Source organism: Sphaerisporangium sp. NPDC004334 (assembly GCF_053602655.1).
Map to the genome: position 1 here is coordinate 1 of NZ_JBSGDZ010000033.1, position 18796 is coordinate 18796.

17 protein-coding genes are annotated in these 18796 nt (G+C 72.0%); 1 reads left to right on the forward strand and 16 read right to left on the reverse strand.

The features are described from left to right. Positions 1–140 precede the first annotated feature (140 nt). The 16 genes from ACWEN6_RS33735 to ACWEN6_RS33810 all read right to left on the reverse strand — a co-directional run bounded on the left by ACWEN6_RS33735 (position 141) and on the right by ACWEN6_RS33810 (position 17479). Entirely contained in the window at positions 141–2684 is a 2544-nt protein-coding gene (locus ACWEN6_RS33735) for a phenylalanine--tRNA ligase subunit beta (protein WP_452575964.1), read from the reverse strand. Then, positions 2684–3724 carry a phenylalanine--tRNA ligase subunit alpha gene (gene pheS, locus ACWEN6_RS33740; protein ID WP_452576081.1) on the reverse strand — a complete coding sequence of 347 codons (1041 nt, stop codon included), beginning with the start codon at positions 3722–3724 and terminating at the stop codon, positions 2684–2686. Before pheS ends, ACWEN6_RS33735 begins: the two co-directional genes overlap by 1 nt. A 297-nt stretch (positions 3725–4021) precedes the next feature. Then, entirely contained in the window at positions 4022–5104 is a 1083-nt protein-coding gene (locus ACWEN6_RS33745; protein ID WP_354847906.1) for a sensor histidine kinase, read from the reverse strand. A gap of 142 nt (positions 5105–5246) precedes the next feature. Next, positions 5247–6050: a TrmH family RNA methyltransferase gene (locus tag ACWEN6_RS33750; protein WP_354923649.1), complete on the reverse strand. Its 804-nt coding sequence runs from the start codon at positions 6048–6050 to the stop codon at positions 5247–5249. A gap of 139 nt (positions 6051–6189) precedes the next feature. Further along, the gene (gene rplT / locus ACWEN6_RS33755) at positions 6190–6573 is read right to left on the reverse strand and encodes a 50S ribosomal protein L20 (RefSeq protein ID WP_452575966.1); all 384 of its coding nucleotides are present in this window, start codon (positions 6571–6573) and stop codon (positions 6190–6192) included. A 24-nt stretch (positions 6574–6597) separates the two neighbouring features. Continuing rightward, positions 6598–6792, reverse strand: a complete 195-nt coding sequence (rpmI, locus tag ACWEN6_RS33760; protein ID WP_189163794.1) for a 50S ribosomal protein L35 — start codon at positions 6790–6792, stop codon at positions 6598–6600. Between the two features lie 137 nt (positions 6793–6929). Then, the gene (gene infC / locus ACWEN6_RS33765; RefSeq protein ID WP_452575968.1) at positions 6930–7703 is read right to left on the reverse strand and encodes a translation initiation factor IF-3; all 774 of its coding nucleotides are present in this window, start codon (positions 7701–7703) and stop codon (positions 6930–6932) included. Positions 7704–7962: 259 nt separating this feature from the next. After that, on the reverse strand, positions 7963–8793 hold the full coding sequence (locus ACWEN6_RS33770; protein WP_452575970.1) for a shikimate dehydrogenase: 831 nt from the start codon (positions 8791–8793) through the stop codon (positions 7963–7965). Continuing rightward, positions 8793–9956 carry an endolytic transglycosylase MltG gene (gene mltG / locus ACWEN6_RS33775; protein WP_452575972.1) on the reverse strand — a complete coding sequence of 388 codons (1164 nt, stop codon included), beginning with the start codon at positions 9954–9956 and terminating at the stop codon, positions 8793–8795. The genes ACWEN6_RS33770 and mltG (ACWEN6_RS33775) overlap by 1 nt, the downstream gene beginning before the upstream one ends. A gap of 157 nt (positions 9957–10113) precedes the next feature. Beyond that, positions 10114–11316, reverse strand: coding sequence for an endolytic transglycosylase MltG (gene mltG, locus ACWEN6_RS33780; RefSeq protein ID WP_452575974.1), 1203 nt, complete (start codon positions 11314–11316; stop codon positions 10114–10116). A gap of 254 nt (positions 11317–11570) precedes the next feature. Then, entirely contained in the window at positions 11571–12068 is a 498-nt protein-coding gene (ruvX, locus tag ACWEN6_RS33785) for a Holliday junction resolvase RuvX (protein ID WP_452575976.1), read from the reverse strand. Positions 12069–12096: 28 nt separating this feature from the next. Next, entirely contained in the window at positions 12097–14769 is a 2673-nt protein-coding gene (gene alaS / locus ACWEN6_RS33790) for an alanine--tRNA ligase (protein ID WP_452575978.1), read from the reverse strand. A gap of 1 nt (position 14770) precedes the next feature. Beyond that, complete coding sequence (locus ACWEN6_RS33795) at positions 14771–15025, reverse strand: hypothetical protein (protein WP_452575980.1); 255 nt, start codon at positions 15023–15025, stop codon at positions 14771–14773. After that, on the reverse strand, positions 15022–15414 hold the full coding sequence (locus ACWEN6_RS33800) for a DUF948 domain-containing protein (protein WP_354923662.1): 393 nt from the start codon (positions 15412–15414) through the stop codon (positions 15022–15024). Before ACWEN6_RS33800 ends, ACWEN6_RS33795 begins: the two co-directional genes overlap by 4 nt. Before the next feature lie 232 nt (positions 15415–15646). Then, positions 15647–16963, reverse strand: coding sequence for a replication-associated recombination protein A (locus ACWEN6_RS33805; protein WP_452575982.1), 1317 nt, complete (start codon positions 16961–16963; stop codon positions 15647–15649). 54 nt (positions 16964–17017) lie between these two features. Next, positions 17018–17479 (reverse strand): DUF2231 domain-containing protein, encoded by a 462-nt coding sequence (locus ACWEN6_RS33810; RefSeq protein ID WP_354847872.1) that lies wholly within the window; start codon positions 17477–17479, stop codon positions 17018–17020. Between the two features lie 292 nt (positions 17480–17771). On the opposite strand from ACWEN6_RS33810, the gene ACWEN6_RS33815 reads away from it, so the two are divergent. After that, on the forward strand, positions 17772–18701 hold the full coding sequence (locus ACWEN6_RS33815; RefSeq protein WP_452575984.1) for a peptidylprolyl isomerase: 930 nt from the start codon (positions 17772–17774) through the stop codon (positions 18699–18701). The last annotated feature ends 95 nt before the right edge of the window (positions 18702–18796 follow it).

Here is an 18796-nt window from a genome sequence, read left to right on the forward strand (position 1 = left end):
GTCGCCCCCGGGGCCCCCGGGGGGGGGGGGGGGTGCCCGCGCGGGGGGGGGGGGGGCGCGCCCCCCCCCCCCCCCCCCCTGGTGCCGGGTCGGAAAGGGGCAGGAGCGGGATGGGTGAGGCCACCCCGCCCCTTGTTGGGTCAGGCGCTGCGGAGGTGGGCGCCGGTGCTGCTGGTGGCCTGGGCCACCGCGGCGTCGCGGGCGGCGGTGGTCTCTTCGACGGTCAGCGTGCGGTCGGCGGCGCGGAAGCGCAGGGTGTAGGCCAGGGACTTGTTGCCCTCGCCCACCTGCGCCCCGGTGTAGACGTCGAACAGCCGGATGGACTCCAGCAGCTCGCCCGCGCCCTCGCGCAGCGCGGCCTCGACCTGCGCGACCGGCACCTCTGCCGGGACGACGAGCGCGACGTCCTGCGTGGCGACGGGGTAGGAGGAGACGGGCACCGCCTGCACCGCCCCGGGCAGGGCGGCCTCCAGGACGCTGAGCTCGAGCTCCATCGCGCACGTGCGCGGCGGCAGGCCGAAGGCCTCGACGACGCGCGGGTGCAGCTCGCCGGCGTGGCCGACCAACGCCTCTCCCACGTACAGCGCCGCGCACCGGCCCGGGTGCCACGGCTCGTGCCGGTCGGCGCGGACCACGGGCTCCAGCCCGGCCTCACGCACGACCAGGCGCGCGGCCTCCACGGCGTCGGACCAGCCGGCCGGGCGTCCCTGGCCCCACCAGCCGGAGCGGTCGAACTCGCCGGCGAGCACCACCGCGACCCGCAGGGGCTGGCGGGGCAGCGCCGCGGCGATGCCGTCCAGCTCCCCCTGCGACGGCCGGCGCTCGACGCCGAGCACGGGCGCCTTGGCCGGGGCGCCGGGCTCGGGCCGGTAGACCAGCCCGGACTCGAACAGCGCCACGTCGCCGAAGCCGCGCCCGACGTTGCGGACCAGCGTCTTGAGCAGGCCGGGCAGCAGCGTGGTGCGCATGAGCGGTTCGTCCTCGCTCAGCGGGTTGGCCAGGCGGAGGGTGCGGCGCCGCGCGTCGTCCGCGGAGAGCTGCAGGCCGTCCAGGTCGCGGGTGCCGATGAACGGGTAGGCGAGCGTCTCGACGTACCCGGCGGCGGCGAGCGCGCGGCCCACGCGGCGGCGCAGCCGCTGGGCCTCGGTCAGCCCGGCCCCGGCCGGGGCGGCGGGCAGCACCGAGGGCAGGCGCTCGTAGCCCTCGAGCCGGATGACCTCCTCGGCCAGGTCGTTGGGGTCGGTCAGGTCGGGACGCCAGGAGGGCGGCGTCACGACCAGCAGCTCGGCCGGGTCGGGCCGGGCGGGCCCCTCGAGCACGTCGGCCGGGACGGCCTCGGCGACCGCCTGGCCGCTGGCGGCGCCCTGGGCGACGACCGTGCAGCCGACCTGCTCGAGGCGGCGCACGACGGTGTCGCGGCCGTAGGCGACGCCGGCGACCTGGTCGGGGTGGTCGGCCGGGATGACGATCGTCGCCGGCTCGACGTCGACGAAGGCGTGGGTGACCCCGGCCTCGGCGGTGCCGCCGCCGAAGGCGACCAGCATCTGCACCGCGCGCCAGGAGGCGTACAGCGGCAGCTCGGGGTCGACGCCGCGTTCGAACCGGCGCGATGCCTCGCTCACCAGGTTGTGGCGGCGCGACATGCGCGCCGTGCCGGTGGCCGAGAAGTGGGCCGCCTCGATCACCAGCTCGGTGGACTCGCCGGAGATCTCGGTGGCCAGGCCGCCCATCGTGCCGGCCATGGAGATCGCCCCGGAGGAGTCGGTGATCAGGATGTCATCGGGGTGCAGCTCGCGCACGACGTGGTCGAGCGTCTCGAGCCTCTCGCCCGGCTCGGCCCTGCGCACCACGATCGGCCCGGTGAGCCGGGAACGGTCGAAGGCGTGCAGCGGCTGGCCGAGCTCGAGCATGAGGTAGTTGGTGACGTCGACGGCCAGCGACACCGGGCGCATGCCCGCGCGGGCCAGGCGCACCTGCATCCACATGGGAGTCTCGGCCGAGGGGTCGAAGCCGGACACCGAGCGCAGCACGAACCGGTCGCAGGCCGTCGGGTCGGCGATCGAGGCCGGGTGGGCCTCGTCGTCGAAGGCGGGCGGCTCGATGTCGGCCGGGTCGCGCCAGGGCACGCCGAAGGCGGTGGCGACCTCGCGGGCGACGCCCCTGATCGACAGGGCGTACCCGCGGTCGGGAGTGACCTCCAGCTCGATGACGTCGTCGCGCAGGCCGAGCAGCTCGACCACGTCGGCGCCCAGGTGGGTGTCGGCGGGCAGGATGAGGATGCCGCTGTGGTCCTCGCCGATGCCGAGCTCGCGCGCCGAGCAGATCATGCCGTCGGAGACATGGCCGTAGGTCTTGCGGGACCCGACCTCGAACCCGCCGGGCAGGACGGCGCCCGGCAGCGCCACCGCGACGCGGTCGCCCACGGCGAAGTTGGTGGCGCCGCAGATCAGCCAGCGCGGCGCGGCCTCGCCGACCTCGACCGAGCAGTAGCGGATGGGCTTCTTGAACCCGGCGAGCTCCTCGATCGACAGGACCTCGCCGACGACGACGTTCTTGATGTCGTCGCCGACCGACTCGATCGACTCGAGCTTGAGCCCAGCGGCGGTGAGCTTCTCTGCGACCTCGTGGGCGGTGGCGGCCGGCAGGTCGACGTACTCCCGCAGCCAGGAGAGCGGGAACTTCATCAGGCCTCCATACCGAACGGGAGCGTGAAGCGCACGTCTCCCTCGACCATGTCTCGCATGTCCTCGGCGTTGTTGCGGAACATCAAGGTCCGCTCGACGCCCATGCCGAAGGCGAACCCGCTGTAGCGCTCGGGGTCGACGCCGCAGGCCACCAGCACGCGCGGGTTGACCATGCCGCAGCCGCCCCATTCGATCCAGCCCTCGGACTTGCAGGTGCGGCAGGGCGGGTTGCCCGGCACGGCCGAGGCGCCCCGGCAGACGAAGCAGCGCAGGTCCATCTCGGCCGACGGCTCGGTGAAGGGGAAGTAGTTGGGCCGGAACCGGGTGCTGATGCCCTGGCCGAACATGACCTCGGCGAACCGGTCGAGCGTGCCCTTCAGGTGGGCCATAGTCAGGCCCTCGTCGATGGCCAGCCCCTCGACCTGGTGGAACACCGGGGTGTGGGTGGCGTCGAGTTCGTCGGTGCGAAAGACCTTGCCCGGCGAGACGACGTAGACCGGAAGGTCGCGCGACAGCAGCGCGCGGATCTGCACCGGGGAGGTCTGGGTGCGCAGCACCATGCCGGAGTCGACCGAGCCGACGAAGAAGGTGTCGTGCTCGGAGCGGGCCGGGTGGTCGGGCGCGATGTTGAGCGCGTCGAAGTTGAACCACTCGCCTTCCAGCTCAGGCCCCTCGGCGACCTCGTAGCCCATGGCGACGAAGGCGTCGGCGATGCGCTCTTGGAGGGTGGTGAGCGGGTGGCGGGCGCCGCGCGGGCGGCGGTCCCACGGCAGGGTGACGTCGACGGTCTCCTCGACCAGGACGCGCTCGTCGCGCTCGGCGGTCAGCACGGCCTGCCGGGCGGTGAGCGCCTCGCCGATGGTCTTGCGCGCCCCGCCGATGCGCTTGCCGGCCTCGGCGCGGGCCTGGGGCGGAAGGGCGCCGATCTCGCGGTTGGCGAGCGCGATCGGCGACCGGTCACCGGCGTGGGCGAGCCGCACTTGCTTGAGTTCGTCGAGGTCGGCCGCCGCGTCGATGGCGGCTACGGCTTCGGCCTCCATGCGCGCCACCTCGTCGGCGTGCAACGGCGTCACCTCGACCGGGTCATAGGTGTTCGACAAGAGAGAGCTCCGTATCCAGGGCTTGAGCGGGCACGAGTCTAGTCCGTCCAGAGTGGCGGACCGGCCACGAACGGTGCGCTGTGGACGACCACCGCGATCATGCGCGAACGGGGCGGCGCTCACAGCCTCCTGACCGCGGCCGGACCCCGCGACCGCTGCCGCGGTCGGGCGCCGGACGCGACGCGGCCGAGCCGGCGGATGCCGGCGTGGTGTCGCCCACCGGCCGGTCCCGACGCCTCAGGCGAAGTCGGGGGTGCCGGCGGGCATGGTAAATCGGAACTCGGCGCCCCCGCCGGGCGCCCGCTGCACGGTGATCGTGCCGCCGTGGGCCTCCACCAGGCCCTTCACGATGAACAGGCCGAGGCCCGTGCCGCCGCGGCGGCGCCCGTTGCCGCGCCAGAACTGCCGGAAGACGCGCGAGGCCAGCTCGGGTGCCACACCCTCACCCTGGTCACGCACGGACACGGCTACTCCCCACTCGACGGGCTCCACCACTATGGTCACCGTACCTCGCCCGTGGCGCACCGCGTTTTCCAGCAAGTTGCCGAGGATCTGGTCGATCTTGTCCTGGTCGAGCCACATCTCGGGGAGCTCGCCGCGCGTCTCCAGGCGGAAGCGGTCCTCCGGCTCGCCCGCGGCGACCCGGCCGGCGATGATCTTGCGGGCCCGGGCCGGGACGTCGACCACCTGGCGGTGGATCTGCAAGCGGCCGGACTCGATGCGCGAGACGTCGAGCAGCTCGGTGATCAGCCGCGTGACCCGGTCGGCGTCGGCGTTGACGGTCTCGAGCATCACGCGCTTCTGGTCGTCGGTGAAGCGGCTCCACTTGGCCAGCAGAGTGGCGGTGAACCCCTTGACGCTGGTCAGCGGGGAGCGCAGCTCGTGGGCGACGGTGGAGACCAGGTCGGCCCGGCTGCGCTCGAGGCGGGCGCGCGCCGCGGCGTCGCGCAGGGTGACCACGACGCGCTCGACCTCGCCGCCCCGCGCGGGTCTGCGGACGAACCGGGCCGCGACCAGCAGCTCGTGGCCGCCGGGAAGATACAGGGAGCACTCGGGCTGGCGGCTGCGGATGCGCAGCCCTCCGTAGGCGTCCAGCCACTTCCACCAGTCGCGGCCGTCGTCGTCGCGGAAGGGCAGGACGTCGGGGAAGTACTTGCCGACGACGGCGTCGCCCCCCACGCCGGTGAGGCGGCAGGCGGCCCGGTTGAAGGCCACCACCCGGCCGCGGCCGTCGGCCACGATGACGCCCTCAGGAAGGTCGTCGACGTCGATCGAGCACGCGGCATCGGCGCCCCGCCGGTGGGTTTGCTCGCCGCGCACTATCGCCTCCCTCGACCCCTACAGCGCCGACAATAGCGGGTTTCCCGTACCCGGCGGCAGCCCCGCGCCAGCGCGGGACGGCACGCCTCGCCCGAAACATGGCGAGTTGTCCGGTAACGGATTTCCGGGCGGGCCGCAGGGGTCAGCCGGCGCGGCGGGCCCGCGCCGAGGCGTAGAGACAGACGGCGGCCGCCGTGGCCAGGTTGAGGCTTTCGGCGCGCCCGTAGATGGGCACCCGGACGACGTCGTCGGCCAGGCGGAGGATCTCCTCGGGGAGCCCCCACGCCTCGTTGCCGAAGATCCACGCCGTCGGCCCGGCGAGGTCCACGTCGTCGAGCGTCCTGTCGCCCGCCCCGTCGGCCGCCAGCACCCGCAGGCCCTTGTCCTTCAGGTGACGCACGGTCTGGGCCACCGGCGCCGCGGTGACCACCGGCAGGTGGAACAGGCTGCCGGCGCTGGCCCTGACGCACTTGCCGTTGTAGGGGTCCACCGAGGCGTCGGTGAACACCACCGCGTCCGCGCCCGCCGCGTCGGCCGTGCGCAGGACGGTGCCGGCGTTGCCGGGGTCGCGCACGTGAGCGAGCACGGCGACGAGCCCGGCCGTCTCGGTGACGGCCTCGGCGAGCGGGACGTGCACGAAACGGCAGACCGCGAGCAGCCCCTGCGGCGTGACCGTCTGGGCCAGCTCGGCCATGACCTCGCCGCTGGCGCCGTGCACCGGCACCCCCGCCAGCCTGGCGGCGGTCACGATGTCGGCGTGCCTGCTCTCGGCCTCGGCGGTGGTGAACAGCTCGACCGCGACGCCGGGCAGCGCCAGCGCCTCCCTGACGGCCTGCGGGCCCTCGGCCAGGAAGGACCGATCGCGGTCCCTGAACGCCCGCTTGGTCAGGCGCTTGGCGGCCTTGACCCGCGGCGACTTGACATTGGTCAGCTCGGACCCGGCCATGTGCCCCCTTAGCAACCCCCGGACCGCCGCGGCATGGCCCGCCGCGACGACCCGGAAAACGACGCGGAAAACGACGCGGAAAACAGTGAACGACCCGCTCCACGAGAGAACGAGTCGTTCACCAGGACGTGCGTCGCGATCAGCTCGCGGCCGGCGCGTTCACGTCGGCCGGAAGCGCCTTCCTGGCGGTCTCGGCCAGCGTGGCGAAGGTCTGGCTGTCGTTGACGGCGAGATCGGCGAGGATCTTGCGGTCGACCTCGACACCGGCGGCCTTCAGGCCCTGGATGAACCGGTTGTAGGTGATGCCGTTCGCGCGCGCCGCGGCGTTGATGCGCTGGATCCACAGCCGCCGGAAGGCGCCCTTCTTGTCCTTGCGGTCGCGGTAGGCGTAGGTCAAGGAGTGGAGCATCTGCTCCTTGGCCTTGCGGTACAGCCTCGACCGCTGACCCCGGTAACCACTCGCCCGCTCGAGGACGACGCGGCGCTTCTTCTTGGCGTTGAGCGCCCGCTTTACGCGTGCCATTGTTCTATCTCCCCGGGGGTTCGGTTACTTACCGAGCAGCTTCTTGATCTTCTTGGTGTCGGCATCGGACATGACGACCTCAGGCTTCAGACGGCGCGTCAGCGTCGACGACTTCCACTCGTTGTAGTGGGCACGGTTCGCGCGCCGGCGAATGATCTTGCCGCTGCCGCTGAGGCGGAACCGCTTCTTCGCACCGCTGTGCGTCTTCATCTTCGGCATCTCAGCCGTCTCTCCCTCGTTCGTCCGTGCCGATATCCCGGGTCAAGGTACCCCAGCCAGGCCGTTCGGCCGGCTGTGGCACCTCACCCGGTGTCGGTGTTCTCTACGCTCGCCGCCGGATCGTCAGGCGGGCCGCGTCACTCGTGCGGTTCCGAAGCCCCCGCCATGTCGGCGCCGACGCTCACGTCGTCATGCTCGATGTTCACGTCGTCATGCTCGATGTTCACGTCGTCATGCTCGATGTCGTCATGCGCCGGGTCGTCGGTCCGCGCGCGCGCGGCGGCCTTCTCGGCCTTGGCCTCGGCCTTCTTCTTGTGCGGCCCGATCACCATGATCATGTTTCGGCCGTCCTGCTTGGGCTGGGACTCGACGAAGCCGAGCTCCGTCACGTCCTCCGCCAGCCGCTGCAGGAGCCGGAAGCCCAGCTCGGGGCGGGACTGCTCACGCCCGCGGAACATGATGGTGACCTTGACCTTGTCCCCCGCTTTGAGGAACCGCACGACGTGACCCTTCTTGGTCTCGTAGTCATGCGGGTCGATCTTCGGCCGGAGCTTGATCTCCTTGATGATCGTGTGCGCCTGGTTACGGCGCGCCTCGCGTGCCTTCATGGCGGACTCGTACTTGAACTTGCCGTAGTCCATGAGCTTGCACACGGGCGGACGAGCCGTGGCCGCGACCTCGACCAGATCGAGATCGGACTCCTGGGCCAGCTTCAGGGCGTCTCCGATGGAGACGATGCCGACCTGCTCGCCGTTCGGGCCCACGAGGCGGACCTCGGGCACACGAATGCGCTCGTTGATGCGGGGCTCAGTGCTGATGGGACCTCCTAGGTACCTGGCATTTCCGCGTTCGTGCTCGACCGTGCCATGGGGCCTCACGCCGGAAAGCGAAAAGCCCCGCACGTCGCGCATGCGGGGCCACCGAGCTCTCAGATCATCGATCGAGAGCTCCCCGGAGTAGTCCGGTAGTGATCCTTGACCCGCCGGCCTCACAGCCGATCAGGTGGGAGGAAGACCTCCGCTTGCGCGTCCAGCGCGCACGCCGGACCGATCAAGCAGCAACATTACCACAACACCGTGCCCCCGCCGAATCATCCCACACCCCTGTCACCCTGCGCGAGCCTTCCGGTGCAGAGGGCAACGAAACGGCCGTTCGCCAGGGGCCGGAAGCTCAGTGTGTACGGGCCGAACGCCTGAGCAACTCGGTCTCGCCGGCGGCGCGCACCGGGTCCACCGGTACGGGGGCCTGGCCGGTGTACAGCTCGACCTGGCGGACGGCCTGGTGGAGCAGCATGGCGAAGCCGCCGATGACCGTTCCGCCCTTGTCGCGGACGGCGCGCGCGAGCCGGGTGGGCCAGGGGGCGTAGACCACGTCGAAGACGGCGGGCACGACCGCCACGGCCTCGGCGTAGGCGTCCGCCGCGCCCGACGGCAGAGTCGAGATGGCCAGGTCGGCGTCGAGGGCGGCGCCCAGCTCGTCGAAGCGCCGGACCGACAGGGCCATGCCGAGCCGGTCGGCCACCTGTGCGGTCTCCTCCGCCCGCGACCGGTCGCGCACGACCAGCGTCGCCTCCCGGAGCCCCAGCTCGCGCAGGGCGGCGAGCGAGGAGCCGGCCGTCGCGCCGCCGCCGAGGATGGTCGCCGAGCGCGGCGCCGCGACCCCCGCCTCGGTGAGCGCGCGGACGATGCCGTGCACGTCGGTGTTCTCGCCGTGCCGCGCTCCGTCCCGGAACACCACCGTGTTGACCCCGCCCACCCGCACGGCGAGGTCGGCGACGGTGTCCAGCAGCGGCAGGACCGCTCGCTTGAGCGGCATGGTGAGCGACAGCCCGGCCCATTCGGGGCCCATCGTGGCCATCAGCCCGGCCAGGCCCGCCTCGTCGCACTCGATGGCGTCGTACCGCCAGCCGGTGAGGCCGAGCGCCCGGTAGGCGGCGCGGTGCAGGCACGGCGACAGCGAGTGCGCGATCGGCGAGCCCAGGACCGCGGCGCGGCGCTCCATCAGCCGCCCGCCTGGTTGCGGTTGAACTCCTGGACGAACCTGTCGTGCTCTTCCTGGGAGTCGGTGAACTTGGTGATGCCGCGCTTGGTGTCGGTGGTGACGAAGAACAGCCAGGGCCCGTCGGCCGGCTTGAGCGTGGCCTTGATGGCGTCTTCGCCGGGGTTGGTGATCGGCCCCGGCGGCAGGCCCGGGCGCGCGTAGGTGTTGTAGGCCGACTTGCTCTTCAGATCGGCGTGCGTGGCGGAGACGCCGAACTTGTTCAGGCCGTACATGACGGTGCTGTCCATCTGCAGCAGCATCGGCGGCGTGCGCTGCAGCCGGTTGTAGATCACCCGGGCGACCTTCGGCATGTCGCGCTTGCTGCCCGACTCGGCCTGCACGATGCTCGCGATCGTCAGGACCTCCAGCGGGGTGTGGCCGACCCGCCGGGCCCCGGCCACCAGGCCGACATCGTCGGCGGCCTTCTTGTACCGCTCGACCATCGCGGCGAGCAGGTCCTCGGGGGCCGACTTGGGCGAGACCTCGTAGGTGGCGGGGAAGGCGAAGCCCTCGAGCCGCTTCTTGGCGTAGGACGGCAGGTCAAGCGCCTCGGCGTCCTTGGCCGCCTTCTCGAAGTCGCGCACGGGCTTGCCGGTCGCGGTCGAGAGCTGCTGGAAGATCTGGGAGAGCCGCAGCCCCTCGCGCACGGTGAGAGTGGTCTGCAGGCGGCGCTTGGGGTCCAGGAGGGGGACGGCGTTGGCCGCGGCCATGCCCTTGCGGAGCTTGTACTCGCCCGGCTGGAGGGAGGCGCTCTTGCCGGCGGCGCCGATGGCGTTGATGAACGCCCGCTCGCTCGCCACGACGCCCTGGTCGACCAGGGTCTGGGCGATGTCGGTGGCGCTCTGCCCCTCTTTGATCTCCACGAGGACCTCGCCGGAGCCCTGGCCGGTGTAGTCCTTGGGGATCGTGACGCCGCGGATCCAGTTGTAGCCGAAGTAGCCGCCGACGCCGAGGACTCCGACGATGATGACGATCGCGACGAAGAAGGCGACGAAGCCCTTGCGCCGCTGGCGCCGCTGGCGCTTCTTGCTGCGCCTTTGCGCGGATCGGGAACCACGAGACCGGCGCCGGGGACCTTCGTCGTCCTCGGCACCCAGCAAGCTATCGAGGTCGAGATCGTTCATGGGTGCGTTCGCCAATCTCCCGGTCGGACCGGCCCGCCGTCAAGCCAGTGCTCACAATCGGCAGGACCTACCGTATGGCCGGTCGGTCCGGCGCCGGGGGTCGCGCCGGTCCGCGTCACCGGGCGTGTACGGGAGGGGACGGCCGTACCGCCGGGCATCAGTGGTGCTGCCCGAGACGTTTGTGCAGCTCTTCTCGGTACTTCACGAACTCACTCTCTTTGTCAGTGAATTTCGTGATTCTACGCTGTGGGTCGACCGTGACAAACCAGTACCAATCACCCTTTGCCGGACGAAGTGCCGCGCTGAGCGCCGCCTCACCGGGGTTGCTGATCGGCCCGGGCGGCAGCCCGGGGTGCATGTAGGTGTTGTAGGGGGTGTCGCGCTTGATCTCGGCGTTCGACGCCACGATGCCGTGCTTGCCCAGGCCGTACATCACCGTGCTGTCCATCTCCAGCTTGGCTCCGGACGCGAGGCGATTGTAGATGACTCTGGCGATCTTCGGATAGTCGGCCTCCCTGCCCCCCTCCGCCTGCACGATGCTGGCGACCACCACCGCCTCGCGCGGCGTGAGGCGCAGGCGGGCGGCCTCGGCCTCCAGCCCGACCTGGGCGGCGGCGCGCCTGAACCGGCGGACCATCGACCGCAGCAGGTCGCGCGGGGTCGTCGTGCGCTCGATGTCGTAGGTCGCGGGGAACAGGAACCCCTCGGCGGCGCCCTTGGCGTAGGCGGGCAGCCCGAGGTCGGCGGGGCGGGCGAGCACCTTGGACAGCTCGGCGGCGGGCAGGCCCGACCCCTTGGCGAGCCGGGCGACGGCCTCGGCCGCGCGCAGCCCCTCAGGCACCGTCACCCGCTTGCGGATCCTGGACTGCGGCGCGAGAAGCGAGTCCAGCGCGGAGGCGGCCGCCATGCGCTTGCGCAGCAGGTAGCGCCCCGGCCGCAGGCTGCCGGACTGGCCGCGCTCCTCCACGGCGTGCACGAACGCGCGTGCGCTCGCCACCACCTCCGCCTTCACCAGGACCTCGGCGATCTGCCCCGCGCTCGCGCCCGGGGCGATCTCGACCACGACCGGGACCGTGCCCCTGCCCTCGAAGTCGGCGGGCCTCATCAGTGGCCGGAACAGGGTGAGCGCGCCGGCCAGCCCGGCCGCGATCACCACGGCGCTGCCGCCGGCGACCAGCAGGAGCAACCCGCGGCGCCCGCGGTCGGCGCGGGCCCGTTCGTCGTCCTCCTCGCCGCCCTCGTCGCTGAAAGCGATCAGGTCGCCGGGGTCCTCGGGATCGTCGGGCCTGTCGGGGCCGTCCGGCGGCCCGTCCTGCCGCTCGCGCCCGTCCCGTTCCCCGTCGGCCTCGTCCGGGCCCATCGGAACGCCACGGCCCCGCACCTCCGGCCCGCCGTCGTGCTGTTCGATGCGCGTCGAAACCGCTCGCTCCGCCGCGTCCGCTCGCTCCGCCCCGTCCGGACGGACGTCCCGGTCCGGTGCGTCCGCGCCCGCCGCGTCCGCTCGCGCGGGCCGGTCGGATGTGGTGGGCGGAACGTTCCAATCATCCCGCTTCACATCGGGCACATCAGGGGAAACGTTCGGGTCGCCGGGGCCGCCGGGGCCCGCCTGGCGGGTCACCGCGCGGGCCCGGCGCTCGATTCCCCGCCGGGGCGGCGCCCCGGCGGCTCGACGGGTCTGCCCGGCGGGGCGCCGCTCGCCCGCTCGGCGTCCAGGGCGGCCTGCAGCAGCACCACGGCGGCCGCCTGGTCGACCACCTCGCGCTGGTTCTTGGCCTTCACGCCGCTGGCGCGCAGCCCCTGCTGCGCGGTCACGGTGGTCAGCCGCTCGTCGTAGAGCCGGACCGGGGTCGGCGCCAGCCGCCCGGCCAGCCGGACGGCGAACTCGCGCGCAGCGGCGGCCGCGTGGCTCTCGCGGCCCGACAGCGAGGTGGGCAGGCCGACGACGATCTCGACGGCCTCGTGCTCGCCGGCGATCGCGGCGATGCGGTCGAGGTCGCCCCGGCCTCGCCGCACGGTCTCCACGGGGGTGGCCAGCAGGCCCGAAGGGTCGCTGCGGGCCACCCCGACGCGGACGGAACCCACGTCGACGCCGAGCCGGACGCCCGCCCTCACGGCGGGCTCCCGATGCGGGCGCCGGTGTTCAGGACAGGGCCTCCCGGACCGCGTGCTCGACGGCGCCGAGCGCGTCGCCGATCGCCTCCGGACGGGCGCCACCGCCCTGCGCGACGTCATCCTTACCGCCACCGCCACCCCCAAGTGCCTTGGCGGCGACGCCGACCAGTCGCCCGGCCTTGAGCCCCCGGGCGCGCCCCGCATCGTTCACAGCGGCGACCACGACCGGCCGGTCGGCGGGAACACCAGCGATCACGATCATCGCGGCGCGGTCACCGGGGAACCGGCCGCGCACGTCTAGGGCGAGTTTACGCAGGTCATCGGGCGAAGTGCCGTCAGGCGCGCGGTGGGTGACGACCGAAACGCCCTCGATGTCGCGGGCGGAGGCCGCGAGCTCGCCGGCCACCGCGAGCACCTGGGCCGAGCGGAGCTTCTCCAGCTCGCGCTCGGCGGTGCGCAGGCGGGTGACGATGCCCTCGACGCGCTCGGGCAGCTCTTCGCGGCGGGCCTTGAGCTGCTCGCTGAGCTGGGCCACCAGAACGCTCTCGCGGGCCAGGAAGCGGAAGGCGTCGATGCCGACCAGGGCCTCGACCCGGCGCACGCCGGCGCCGATCGACGCCTCGCCGAGCACCTTGACCAGGCCGAGCTGGCCGGAGCTGGCGACGTGGGTGCCGCCGCACAGCTCGCGGGAGTAGTCGCCGACCTCGACGATGCGGACCTCGTCGCCGTACTTCTCGCCGAACAGCGCCAGGGCGCCCATCGACCGGGCCTCGTTGAGCGAGGTGTGGTAGGCGTGGACCTTCAGGTCGTTGATCAGGATGGCGTTGACCTCGTCCTCGACGTCGCGCAGCACGCTCGGCGGGACTGCGCCGGCCGCGGTGAAGTCGAAGCGGAAGCGCCCCGGGGAGTTCTCGGAGCCGGCCTGCGCCGCGCTCTCGCCGAGCGCGTTGCGGAACCCGCGGTGCACCAGGTGGGTCGCGGTGTGGCTGCGGGAGATGGCCCGGCGCCGCTCGATGTCGATCTCGGCGTGCGCCTGGTCGCCCACGCGGATCTCGCCGTCGCGGACCTTGCCGCGGTGCACGACCAGGCCGGCGAAGGGCGACTGGACGTCCACGATGTCGACGTGCGCGCCGCCGGTGCCGATCACGCCCTGGTCGGACAGCTGGCCGCCGCCCTCGGCGTAGAACGGGGTGCGGTCGAGGACGACCTCGACCGTGGTGCCCGCGCCCGCCGCCTGCACCGAGGCGCCGTCGACGAGCAGGCCGATGACGGTGGCCTCGGCGGTGGTCAGGTCGTAGCCGAGGAAGTCGACCTTGCCCGCGCGGTCGAGCAGCTCGCCGAGCACGGAGATGTCGGCGTTGCCGGTCTTCTTGGCCGCGGAGTCGGCCTTGGCGCGGTGGCGCTGCTCGTCCATGAGGCGGCGGAAGCCCTCCTCGTCGACCTGCAGGCCCTGCTCGGAGGCCATCTCCAGCGTCAGGTCGATGGGGAAGCCGTAGGTGTCGTGCAGCTGGAAGGCCTGGCCGCCGGCGAGCGTCGCGGTGCCCTTGCGCTTGGTCTCCTCGACCGCCGCGTCGAAGATCGCGGTGCCGGTGCGCAGGGTGCCGAGGAAGGAGGTCTCCTCGGCGTCGATCACCGTGTGGATGTGCGCGGCGTCGCTCTTGAGCTCGGGGTACTGCCGGCCCATCGCCTCGATGGTGGTGGCGGTGAGCTCGTGCATGTAGCGCTCTTCGCCCGCGCCGAGCAGGCGCAGGTTGCGGATGGCGCGGCGCAGCATGCGGCGCAGGACGTAGCCGCGGCCCTCGTTGGAGGGCAGCACGCCGTCGCCCACGAGCATGACGCCGGCCCGCAGGTGGTCGGCGATGACGCGCAGCGAGACGTCGGCGCGCGTGCTGCGGCCGTAGCGGGACTTGGTGAGGTCGGCCGCCCGGTCGAGGATCTTGTAGGTGGTGTCGATCTCGTAGATGTTGTCGACGCCCTGCAGAATGGCCGCCATGCGCTCGAGGCCCATGCCGGTGTCGACGCTCTTGGCGGGCAGCTCGCCCGAGACGTCGAAGTCGACCTTGCTGCGGACCGCGCTGAGCTGGAACTGCATGAAGACGTTGTTCCAGACCTCCAGGTAGCGGTTCTCGTCCGCGACCGGGCCGCCTTCCTTGCCGTAGTCGGGGCCGCGGTCGTAGTAGATCTCGGAGCAGGGGCCGCCGGGGCCGGGCACGCCCATGTGCCAGTAGTTGTCGGCCAGGCCGCGGCGCTGGATGCGCTCGGCGGGGATGCCGACCTTGTTGTGCCAGATGCCGAAGGCCTCGTCGTCGTCGTGGTAGACGGTGACCCAGAGGCGCTCCTCGGGGAAGCCGAAGCCGCCCTCGGACTCGGGCCTGGTCAGCAGCTCCCAGGCGTACGGCAGGGCCTGGTCCTTGAAGTAGTCGCCGAAGGAGAAGTTGCCGAGCATCTGGAAGAAGCTGGCGTGCCGGGTGGTCTTGCCCACCTCGTCGATGTCGAGCGTGCGCACGACCTTTTGGGCGCTGGCCGCCCTCGGGAACGGCGGCTTCTTCTGGCCCAGGAAGTAGGGCTTGAAGGGCACCATGCCCGCATTGACCAGCAGCAGCGTCGGGTCCTCGGCGACAAGGCTGGCCGAGGGCACGACAGTGTGACCGCGCTCCTCGAAGAAGCGCAGGAAGCGGCGGGCGATCTCTGCCGACTCCATCTCAGCGGCCATCCTTTACGTCGTTTACGTGGATTTGTTCAACACTGTCGATGCCGAAGCGCGCTCGCAACTCGGTTTCCCTGCCGGCCGCCAGGCGCCGGACGTCGCCGGCGAGAAGGCGCGCCTCCTCGGCGAGGCCCATGGCGCGGTCGGCCGTGCGGCGCGCGACGTGGTCGGGCTTCAACGCTTGCAGCTTACGCATCACCCAGACCGCGATGTACGCGCCCAGGGCCATGTAGAACAGCCGGCGGATCACGCGCGCCACCGCCTGTCGCCCGCCTGGAACGCGGCGCCCCTGCGGCGGCCGGTGAACGCGGCGCGCAGGCCGTGCAGCAGCGCGGCGACCTTGATGAGCGGCCTGGCCAGGAGCGTCGAGGCGACGCCGGTGACCTTGACCATGTTGCCGCTGACCTGCTTCATGTCGACCGCGATGGCCTCGACGGCGACCAGCTGGCGGTTGGTCTCGGAGACCGTGACGCTGACCTCGTCCAGCAGGGGGATGACCCGCTCGCTCAGGTCGGCGACCATCTTGGCGGTCTCGGTGAGCAGCCGGGCCAGCCGCACCAGCACCACGGCCATGAAGCACACCAATATCGCCCAGAACAGTGCGACGATGAGGCCTGCGACCTCTCCCGCGGTAAGCATGTCGATGCGTCCCCTCGTAGGTGACCTACGGATGTTCGACCCGGCTGGGGCGATGGAATGGGGAGACCCTATCGCGCCCGGGCATGGCGCCCGCGCTGAGCGCGCCAGTCTGTGGACGGCGGGAGACTCGCCCCGCCCCGGCGGAGCGGCAGGTCGCACGGTCCCGGCGGAGTGGGCTCGCCGCGCGTCCACCGGGATCTCCGGCGATCTCCGGAGGCGGCCGGCGGGACGCTCACCCGGCGCCGCGCAGGAACTCGCGGATCTTGGCCCACCGGTCGGCGAAGTGCCCTTCGGCGCCGTGGCGGGTGGGCTCGTAGTAGCGCCGGTCGCGGACCTCCTCCGGCGCGTAGTCCTGCCGGACCAGGCCGTGCTCGAAGTCGTGCGGGTACTTGTAGCCCTTGCCGTGGCCGAGCTTGGCCGCGCCCGGGTAGTGGGCGTCGCGCAGGTGGCCGGGCACCTGGCCGATCAGCCCCCTGCGCACGTCGTCGGAGGCGGCGCCGATCGCCCTGGTGACGGCGTTGGACTTGGGGGCCAGCGCGCAGTGGACCACCGCCTGGGCCAGGTTGAGGCGGCCTTCGGGCAGGCCGATCATCTGCACGGCCTGGGCGGCGGCCACGGCGACCTGCAGGCAGGTCGGGTCGGCCATGCCGACGTCCTCGGAGGCGAAGATCATGATGCGGCGGGCCAGGAAACGGGGGTCCTCTCCCGCCTCGATCATGCGAGCCAGGTAGTGCAGGGCGGCGTCGGCGTCCGAGCCACGCATGCTCTTGATGAAGGCGCTGATGACGTCGTAGTGCTGGTCGCCCTGCCGGTCGTAGCGCACGGCGGCCTTGTCCACGGCCTTCTCGACGGTCTCGACGGTGATCTCGCCCTCGGGGACGAGCAGGGCGGCCGCCTCCAGGTAGGTGAGCGAGCGGCGGGCGTCTCCCCCGGCCAGGCGTACCAGGTGGTCCATGGCCTCGGGGGCCAGGGTCACCGCGCCCGCCAGGCCCCTGGGGTCGGTCAGGGCGCGGCCGAGGACGGCGCGCACGTCGTCCTCGGTCAGCGACTCCAGCGTCAGCAGCAGCGAGCGCGACAGCAGCGGCGAGATGACCGAGAAGAAGGGGTTCTCGGTGGTGGCGCCGATGAAGGTGACCCAGCGGTTCTCCACGGCGGGCAGCAGGGCGTCCTGCTGGGCCTTGTTGAAGCGGTGCACCTCGTCGACGAACAGCACCGTCTGGCGGCCGGTCATGCCGAGCTCGCGCTTGGCCTGGTCGATGGCCGCCCTGACGTCCTTGACCCCGGCCGAGACGGCCGAGACCTCGACGAAGCGCCGCTTGGTGACCCCGGCGACGACGTAGGCGAGGGTGGTCTTACCGGTGCCGGGCGGCCCCCACAGGAACAGCGACATGGGGGCCTCGCTCTCGACCAGACGGCGCAGCGGGGTGCCCTGGCCCAGCAGGTGGCGCTGGCCGACCACCTCGTCGAGGGTGCGCGGCCGCATGCGCACCGCGAGCGGCTCCTGGCCCTTGTGGGCCTCCTCCGCCGCCGAGTCGAACAAACTCTCCACGCGTCGACATTACCGCCGGCGCGGGAGGGCCTACGGCCGCGCCGGCGCCGGCCCTCAGTGCGCCCAGACCGCCGTCGCCCCGGTGTGGCCGGCCCGCAGGACGTAGAAGCCGGCGGCGGCGGCGAGCAGCACGGTGACCACGACCAGTACGGCGGTGGTCATCCTGCCCAATCTGCGGGAGGAGTAGACCAGCAGCAGCGAGGAGACGCCCAGCCCGAGCGTGCTGAACAGCAGCGGGTTGGCGTAGCTCTCGTGCTCCTCGATGCGCGCGGCCAGCGGCCCGCTCGGCGAACCGCCCGCGAACATGGTGCTCAGGAACGCCTCGCCGCTCTCCTTGGCCGCGAAGGTGACGGCCGGCGCGGCGATCGCGAGCAGGACGACGGCCCAGCCGATGGAGGGCCGCACGCGGGGCACGACGCCGTACACCACCGCGCCCACGGCGAGCAGCGGGATGAAGATCACGGCGGTATGGATGATGAGGGGGTGGGCGGGCAGTCCGAGAATCTGGTCGAACATCACATGGCTCCTGTCAGTGGTTCGTCCCCATATACGGATCCGGCCGGCGCGTGGTTCCGGCCGGGCCGGCGGCACGGTCCCCCTCCACCGCCTCCCCATGATCCCGGAACCGGCGTCAAGTCGCCATAAGAAGTTCCGCGCGACAACTTTCCTCGCGGCAACCAGGCTGGGCCGCCCGGCAAAGGACGATCGACCAGGCGATGCGAACTGGGCGTTTTATACGGGCTCGACGTAAAGGCCGGTACGATTCCCGAGCACATCAAGTCATCTATCGGCAAATGGAAGGCATACCGTGACCGACGTGGATCGCCAGACCCAGCTGGCACGGGAGCACCGCGAGCGGCAGGAACAGCGCAGCAAGGACACCGGCAACTCCAGGCGGAACACGGTCATCGGCGCCCTCCTGGGGGTGGTGCTCGTGGCCGGCGGCGTCATCGCCGCCGTGACACTCATGGGGAACGACGATCCCAAGACGCCCGACGCGGCCGCGCCCGCCGACTCGGCCTCCGCCTCCGCCTCCGCCTCCGCCTCGCCGGGGGCGTCCGTCCCGGCCGCGCTTCCCAGCACGGACGCCAAGCCTGCTGGCGTGACCTGCGAATACCGCAAGGACGACACGGGAGCGCCGGCGAAGAAGGTGGGCACGCCGCCGGCGAAGCCCGACACCCGGGGCAAGAACATGGTGATCACCACCAACCAGGGAACGATCGTCATCCAGCTCGCCACCGCGCAGGCGCCGTGCACCGTGAACTCCTTCGAGTTCCTCGCGAAGAAGAACTTCTTCGACAACACGCGCTGCCACCGCCTGGCGACCCCGGACACCGTGGGCCTCGGCATGCTGCAGTGCGGCGACCCGCTGGCCAAGGGCGACGCCAAGCACGCGACCGACGGCACCGGCGGCCCGGGCTACCTGTTCGCCGACGAGAACCTCGGCGGCATCCCGCTCGGCAGGGCCACGGTGGCGATGGCGCAGGCCTCGGAGGACGCCAACTCCAACGGCAGCCAGTTCTTCATCTCCTTCTCCGACGAGAACACCCAGCTGACTTCCTCGGGCGCCGCGTTCACGCCGTTCGGGGTCGTCACCAAGGGCATGGACGTCATCGACAAGATCGCCAAGGGCGGCATCATCCCCTTCAACGGCGACCCCCTCGCCGACGTGCGGGGCGAGGGCTCCAACGCCCCCAAGCTCCCGGTGATCATCAAGGACCTGCGGATCACCCGCTAGCCGGCGGGCACCTGTCAGCACAGCGGAGCCCCGGCGCGCCACGCGCGCCCGGGGCTCCTTCGCGTCTCAGCGGACCGGCGTCTCAGCGGACCGCG

What these genes read in the sequence shown, in the direction of transcription:
- mltG (WP_452575974.1), bottom strand. Translation starts at nt 11,316, where the DNA reads ATGGGCCCGGACGAGGCCGACGGGGAACGGGACGGGCGCGAGCGGCAG.
- mltG (WP_452575972.1), bottom strand. Translation starts at nt 9,956, where the DNA reads ATGAACGATCTCGACCTCGATAGCTTGCTGGGTGCCGAGGACGACGAA.
- infC (WP_452575968.1), bottom strand. Translation starts at nt 7,703, where the DNA reads ATGCGCGACGTGCGGGGCTTTTCGCTTTCCGGCGTGAGGCCCCATGGC.
- pheS (WP_452576081.1), bottom strand. Translation starts at nt 3,724, where the DNA reads ATGGAGGCCGAAGCCGTAGCCGCCATCGACGCGGCGGCCGACCTCGAC.
- ACWEN6_RS33735 (WP_452575964.1), bottom strand. Translation starts at nt 2,684, where the DNA reads ATGAAGTTCCCGCTCTCCTGGCTGCGGGAGTACGTCGACCTGCCGGCC.
- ACWEN6_RS33750 (WP_354923649.1), bottom strand. Translation starts at nt 6,050, where the DNA reads ATGGCCGGGTCCGAGCTGACCAATGTCAAGTCGCCGCGGGTCAAGGCC.
- alaS (WP_452575978.1), bottom strand. Translation starts at nt 14,769, where the DNA reads ATGGAGTCGGCAGAGATCGCCCGCCGCTTCCTGCGCTTCTTCGAGGAG.
- ACWEN6_RS33770 (WP_452575970.1), bottom strand. Translation starts at nt 8,793, where the DNA reads ATGGAGCGCCGCGCCGCGGTCCTGGGCTCGCCGATCGCGCACTCGCTG.
- ACWEN6_RS33810 (WP_354847872.1), bottom strand. Translation starts at nt 17,479, where the DNA reads ATGTTCGACCAGATTCTCGGACTGCCCGCCCACCCCCTCATCATCCAT.
- rpmI (WP_189163794.1), bottom strand. Translation starts at nt 6,792, where the DNA reads ATGCCGAAGATGAAGACGCACAGCGGTGCGAAGAAGCGGTTCCGCCTC.
- ACWEN6_RS33800 (WP_354923662.1), bottom strand. Translation starts at nt 15,414, where the DNA reads ATGCTTACCGCGGGAGAGGTCGCAGGCCTCATCGTCGCACTGTTCTGG.
- rplT (WP_452575966.1), bottom strand. Translation starts at nt 6,573, where the DNA reads ATGGCACGCGTAAAGCGGGCGCTCAACGCCAAGAAGAAGCGCCGCGTC.